This is a genomic window from Streptomyces sp. WELS2, from assembly GCF_013870595.1.
In the GTDB taxonomy this organism is placed as follows: domain Bacteria; phylum Actinomycetota; class Actinomycetes; order Streptomycetales; family Streptomycetaceae; genus Streptomyces.
The window spans coordinates 1-5,799 of the sequence record NZ_JACBWZ010000380.1 but is presented as its reverse complement, the minus strand read 5'-3'; the positions used below and the strand labels follow the sequence as shown (position 1 = coordinate 5,799).

Below are 5,799 nucleotides of genomic sequence, written 5' to 3'. Positions count from 1 at the left end.
CGTGCCGATCTCCGGCAGGGAGACGAACACGATGTTGTAGTCGATCGCGATGATCATCTGGTGACGAAGACGCAGGTGGGGGCGGCGGGACGGCTGCTGCGCGGGCCCGTTCCCTCCGTGTCCCGACCGGCACCGACCATCTCGCGCAGCAGCCGTCCCGCCGCCCCCACCTGCGTCTTCGTCATGGTCGCCATGCTAGGAGGCGGCACTGACAATCCGGCGGGCACCGTCCACGGCCATCACACGAACCGGCCTACGCGGCACACGAAGGTGTCTTCCTGCCGGACGTATGGGCCCCTTCGCCGCCACGGTCAGCGAGGGCAGGCATGGCCCTGCGCCCGGTGCCCCATCCACACCGCCACGTCGCACACCCGCAGCGCGCTCACCGTCTCCGGCACTCCCGCGACCTCGCGCAGGGCGAGCAACCGGCGGTGCAGGGCGCGGTCGTCCGCGCGGAGCGCGGCGCGCAGCGCGAGCCAGAACGAGGGGCGCGGGCGGCCCAGGGCGCAGCGCACCACCTTGTCGTAGACGGGCAGCAGCCGTGGGCGCTTCCTGGCCAGGAGCTTCCCCGCGATCACCCACCCGACGTCGGGCTGGTCTTCCAGCAGTCGCCAGGCCCGGTCCGCCGGCGACCCCGGAGCCAGGTCGTGTTCCCCGGCGTCGACCATGTCCATGCCCCGTGGGATGTCACGCAGCAGCCCGGACAGCCGCGCGCCAAGTGGGCCCTCCAAGATGTCCAGTGCGACCGGCGCCGGAACGGTCACCGACAAGGTTTGCACCGCGATCAGGTCCTCCGCCGTGATCCGGTCGGCGACCTCCGGCCGGTCTCCCCCACCACCCAGATGCTCGAACCGGCTGCCGGTGAACGCCGCCTCGCCGGGCGCCAGACCGATGCCGAAGTAGCGCCGCAGATCACCAACGGCACGCTCGGCACTCACCAGACCGCACAACTGCCGCGCGAACGGCGGCAACGCTCCCTCACAGTCACCGGGCGCCATGGCAGGAAAGGTCATGAAAGCTCCTTCTTCATCGAATCCACGTCGGCTTCGGCCGCCCGTTACAAACGAGAAGAACGGTGTTTTCCCGGAGCCGACAGAGAGCTGATCGCGGTGAACACTCTTCACCGAGCAGCCGGTGACAGGGATTTCTAATCCACGCTCTCAGGCTCTTTCCCCGGTTCCAACCGTCGCGACGGCGTCGACGGCATGCCGCGCAGCAGTGGAAGGCATCCCAGGAGCAGCAGGCCCGCCGTGGCCCAGGGGGCTCCGGGGCCCACGCGCCCGGCGAGGACGCCGCCCAGCGCGGCGCCGACGGGCATGGTCCCCCATGCGGCGAGGCGGTATCCGCTGGTGACACGGCCCAGCATGCCGGGTGGGGTGAGCCGCTGCCGCAGTGAGACCGTGCAGACGTTCCACAGCACCACGGCGGCGCTGTTCCCGGCGAGCATCAGCGCCACCAGCGGCCACCACGGCAGCACCGCGACGACCAGGTAGGTGAGCGCGGACACGGTCACCGACACGATCAGGCTGCGCGCGGTGCCCAGCCGGTGCGCCGTCCACGCCGCCGTCCTGGCCCCGGTCAGGCTGCCGAGGGCCGCCGCCACCAGCATCAGGCCGTAACCCCAGGACGGCAGGCCGAGCCTGCCCTCCACGTACACGACGAGCACCGCGTAGACCGCCTGCTGGCCCACGCCGAGCACCGCGACCACCGCCATCAGGCGGCGCAGCACCCGGTCCCCGCCGAGCAGCCGCAGGCCGGCCCACGTTCCGCGCAGCAGACCGGCGACGCCGCGTTCCGTCCGCTCCCCGCCCTGCGGCCGCTTCCCCGGACCGCACCGGGGCAAGCCTGTGAGCAGGAGCGCCGAACCGAGGAACGTCACCGCGTCCACGGCGAACGGCCAGGGCCGCCCGACCGTCCACAGCGCCGCCCCGAGCGGCGGACCGAGGAAACCTGTTCCCGTGATCTGCGCCCCGATGATCCGGGCGTTCGTCCGCTCCAACTGCCGGTCCTCGGCCAGGCGTGGTACGACCGCCTGGGCCGCGCTGTCGAAGAACACCTCGGCGATGCCGCAGAGAAAGGCCAGCACCACCAGCGACATGACGGGTACCCACCCGACGACCGTCGTCGCGGTCAGCGCCGTCAGCAGCGCACAGCGTGCCAGATCGGCGCCCACCATGGAGCGGCGCGCCGCCATCCGGTCGACGAGAGTACCGATGAGCGGTGCCGGCAGCCAGGCCGCCCGCCCCGCGGCGGCGACCACCGACACCCAGAACACGTCCCGCGTGACGGCCGCCGCCAGCAGAGGCAGCGCCGCGAACCGCGCGCCGTCCCCGACCGAGCTGAGCGCGTTCGCGGTGACCAACCGGCCGAGCGGCGCGGTACGAGGGGGATCCGCACGACGGTCGGGGCGCGTGGCGAATTTCATGGGTGGGTTTTTCCTTGTCGGCGAACAGGCGGGGTTCGGCGGCCGCCGGTGTTCGCCGACGGCACACCGCACCGCGCCTCGGTACCCCCTCGGCGTGGCCCGCCGAAGCCTCGTGGGCCGACTGCTGCGCCACGAGGCCCCGGTGATCGGCACCGGGCCCGAACTCCTCCCCACGGTACCCCTCTTGCTGTCCACCGGCACCGAACCGCCGTTCCGTTCCCTCGCCACCCTGATGTACGCGGTCCTCTCCGACCCGGCGCTCCCGGAGGCCGCCCGCGCCGGCGAGTCCGGGGCCACGACCGTGATCCAGGAGTACTGGCGCTGGGAGTGCCCGCTGACCTGGGTGCTGCGCCGGTGCTCCGCCGACACGGACGCGGCCGGGCCGTCCGGCCCTGGACACCGACGGCGTCGAAGGCCGCGGCTTCAGGTCACCGAGGCGCCTCACCCTGCGGTGGTGACCTCCCTTCCCCGGCGGTGCCCGGCCGGTCCTCCGGCAGGGGAAGAATCCTGGGAACATGACAGGACTGTCTGTCCCCGCCAGGACGAACGTCGAGGAGTGCCGTGCCGGAACCAGTGAACGTGGCCCGTGCCCGCCGGGAGACCCCCGGCTGCGCGAACGTCGTACACCTCAACAACGCCGGCGCGGCACTCGCCCCGGCTCCGGTCCTCGAAGCCGTCATCGACCACCTGCGGCTGGAGGCGCGGCTCGGCGGTTACGAGGCCGCGGCGGCCCGGGCCGCGGAGATCGACGCCGTCTACCAGTCGATCGCCCGCCTGATCGGCTGCCGGCCGCACGAGGTCGCCGTGGTCGAAAGCGCCACCCGGGCCTGGGACATGGTTTTCTACGCGATGCGTTTCCGGCCCGGCGATCGCATCCTGACCTCCCGTGCCGAGTACGCCAGCAATGTCATCGCCTTTCTGCAGGTGACCCGTCGCACCGGCGCCCGCGTCGAGGTCGTGGAAGACGACGAGCACGGCCAACTGTCGGTGGCGGACCTGCAACGGCGCCTGGACGACGACGTCAAGCTCGTCGCCGTCACCCACGTGCCCACCCAGAGCGGCTTGGTGAACCCCGCGGCGGAGATCGGCCGGCTGACCCGCGCCGCGGGCGTCCCGTACCTGCTCGACGCCTGCCAGTCGGTGGGGCAACTGCCTGTCGACGTACGGGAGATCGGCTGCGACATGCTGTCGGCGACGGGGCGCAAGTTCTTGCGCGGACCGCGCGGTACCGGCTTCCTGTACGTCTCCGAACGGCTCGTCGAGAAGCTGGAGCCGCCCTTCCTCGACCTGCACGCCGCGACGTGGACCGGAGCGGAAACGTACGAGATCCGGTCCGACGCCCGGCGGTTCGAGGCCTGGGAAACCAACCACGCGGCGAAGATCGGCCTCGGTGCCGCCGTGGACTACGCCCTGGGATGGGGCATCGAAGCGATCGAGGAGCGGGTCACGGCTCTCGCCGCACGGCTGCGGCACCGGCTCGCGCAGCTCCCCGAAGTGACCGTCCAGGACCGCGGCCGGCGTCTGTGCGGCATCGTCACGTTCACCGTCGACGGCGTGCCCGCCGCCGAGGTGCGGCGACAGCTCACCGCGGCGGGCATCAACACCAGTGTGTCGGCGATCGCCTCGGCCCGCTACGACCTGGGCGCGCGCGGCCTGCCCGCCGTGGTGCGCGCGTCGGTGCACTACTACAACACCGACGAGGACATCGAGAGGCTGTGCCTGGCACTGGGCTCCCTCTCGGTCTGAGTGGCCGCCCCGGGCCGTCAGGCGACCGCCGGCCTCCTTCCTTCTCCCGTCTCGTGATGGATCGGCGTGCTGGAACCGGTGAGGGGCACGCCCGTGCCGCCCCGCCGGAGGGCGACGACCTCCGCGACGATCGAGAGGGCGGTCTCCTCCGGTGTGCGGGCGCCGAGGTCGAGGCCGATCGGCGAGCGCAGCCGGGCCAGTTCGCGTTCGGTGACGCCTTCGGCGCGCAGCCGCCGGTTGCGGTCCTCATGGGTCCGGCGTGATCCCATCGCGCCCACGAACGCCGCCGGCATCCGCAGGGCCGCCTTCAGCAGGGGTACGTCGAACTTGGCGTCGTGGGTGAGCACGCACAGGACCGTACGGGCGTCGGTCCCGGTGCGCCGCAGGTAGCGGTGCGGCCAGTCCACCACGACCTCGTCGGCCTCCGGGAAGCGGTCGCGGGTGGCGAAGACGGGGCGGGCGTCGCAGACCGTCACGTGGTAGCCGAGGAACTTCCCGGCCCGGGCCAGCGCGGACGCGAAGTCCACCGCGCCGAAGACGATCATGCGTGGGGGCGGCACGTTCGACTCGACGAGCAGCGTCAGACCGCCGGGGCAGTGCGAGCCGTCCGCCGAGAGGTCCACGGTGCCGGTGCGGCCCGCCTCCAGCATCGCCGGGCCGTTGTAACGCAGCGGCACGGCGTGGTCCCCGCGCAGCACCACGGGGATGAGACGGGTGTCGTACGGATGCCCCTGCACCGCCTCCTTCAGGGGCAGGGTGTACGGCTCGGGGGCGGGGCGGGCGGCGAGGGTCCGCAGCAGCGGTTCGGCGAGCGTGAGCAGGCCGGAGACGGCCGCGAGAGGGTTGCCGGGCAGGCCGACGAGGTGCTGGTCCTCCTTGACGCGGGCCAGCAGCATGGGGTGACCCGGCCGCACCTTGACGCCGTCCACGAGGAGTTCGGCGCCGACGCGTTCCAGGACCGGGTGGACGTGGTCGACGGGTCCGGCCGCGGTGCCGCCCGTGGTGATGACCAGGTCGGCCCGGGAGGCGGTGATCGCCTTGCGCAGCGCCCGGGCGTCGTCGCCGATCCGGCGCACGGCCACGACGTCGGCGCCCAGCGCGCGCAGCCAGGGCGGCAGCATGGGGCCGAGCGCGTCCCTGATCAGCCCGTCGTGCGGCAAGCCCTCGGTCAGCAACTCGTCGCCCAGGATCAGGACTTCGACGCGCGGGCGGGGAACGACGGTGACCGTGTCGTAGCCGGCCGCCGCGGCGAGGCCGAGGACGGCGGGGGTGACCAGGGTGCCGACGGGCAGCAACTGGTCGCCGGTGCGGCACTCCTGGCCCCGGGGACGGATGTCCTGGCCGTGGAACATCTCGCGGGTGGGGTGCAGACGGCCCTGGGCGTCGGTCCGGCCGTGCTCGGTGCGCAGGACGGCGGTGGTGTCGGCGGGGATACGGGCACCGGTGGCGATGCGGACCGCCGCGCCGTCGGTGAGCGGCTCGGGCTGGGCGTGCCCGGCGAGCACTCCCTCCTCCCGTACCTGCCAGGGCCCGGGCCCGGCGACCGCCCAGCCGTCCATCGCGGAGGTGTCGAAGGAGGGCAGGTCGGTGAGCGCGTCCAGGGGGACGGCCAGCACCAGTCCGAGGGC

4 protein-coding genes and 2 pseudogenes are annotated in these 5,799 nt (G+C 72.9%); 1 reads left to right on the top strand and 5 read right to left on the bottom strand.

Annotated elements, in window-relative coordinates:
• Positions 1–53: 53 nt before the first annotated feature.
• From H5J33_RS37625 to H5J33_RS21025, 3 genes are all read right to left on the bottom strand, one after another.
• Complete coding sequence (locus H5J33_RS37625; RefSeq protein WP_258565261.1) at positions 54–185, bottom strand: hypothetical protein; 132 nt, start codon at positions 183–185, stop codon at positions 54–56.
• Between the two features lie 126 nt (positions 186–311).
• A complete protein-coding gene (locus tag H5J33_RS21030; protein ID WP_220212582.1) occupies positions 312–1,013 on the bottom strand; it encodes a DUF6308 family protein in 702 nt (233 codons plus the stop codon).
• A 134-nt stretch (positions 1,014–1,147) separates the two neighbouring features.
• Positions 1,148–2,425 carry an MFS transporter gene (locus H5J33_RS21025; protein WP_181796475.1) on the bottom strand — a complete coding sequence of 426 codons (1,278 nt, stop codon included), beginning with the start codon at positions 2,423–2,425 and terminating at the stop codon, positions 1,148–1,150.
• Positions 2,426–2,986: 561 nt separating this feature from the next.
• On the opposite strand from H5J33_RS21025, the gene H5J33_RS21020 reads away from it, so the two are divergent.
• Entirely contained in the window at positions 2,987–4,171 is a 1,185-nt protein-coding gene (locus H5J33_RS21020; protein ID WP_181796474.1) for an aminotransferase class V-fold PLP-dependent enzyme, read from the top strand.
• A 17-nt stretch (positions 4,172–4,188) separates the two neighbouring features.
• Here H5J33_RS21020 and H5J33_RS37620 read toward each other — a convergent pair.
• Positions 4,189–4,704 (bottom strand): annotated as a pseudogene (locus H5J33_RS37620) (XdhC family protein); the annotation flags it as partial.
• A gap of 111 nt (positions 4,705–4,815) precedes the next feature.
• Positions 4,816–5,799 (bottom strand): annotated as a pseudogene (locus tag H5J33_RS37615) (molybdopterin molybdotransferase MoeA); the annotation flags it as partial.

Coding starts and splice junctions, on each gene's coding strand:
- H5J33_RS37625 (WP_258565261.1), bottom strand. CDS start 185: ATGACGAAGACGCAGGTGGGGGCGGCGGGACGGCTGCTGCGCGAGATG.
- H5J33_RS21030 (WP_220212582.1), bottom strand. CDS start 1,013: ATGACCTTTCCTGCCATGGCGCCCGGTGACTGTGAGGGAGCGTTGCCG.
- H5J33_RS21025 (WP_181796475.1), bottom strand. CDS start 2,425: ATGAAATTCGCCACGCGCCCCGACCGTCGTGCGGATCCCCCTCGTACC.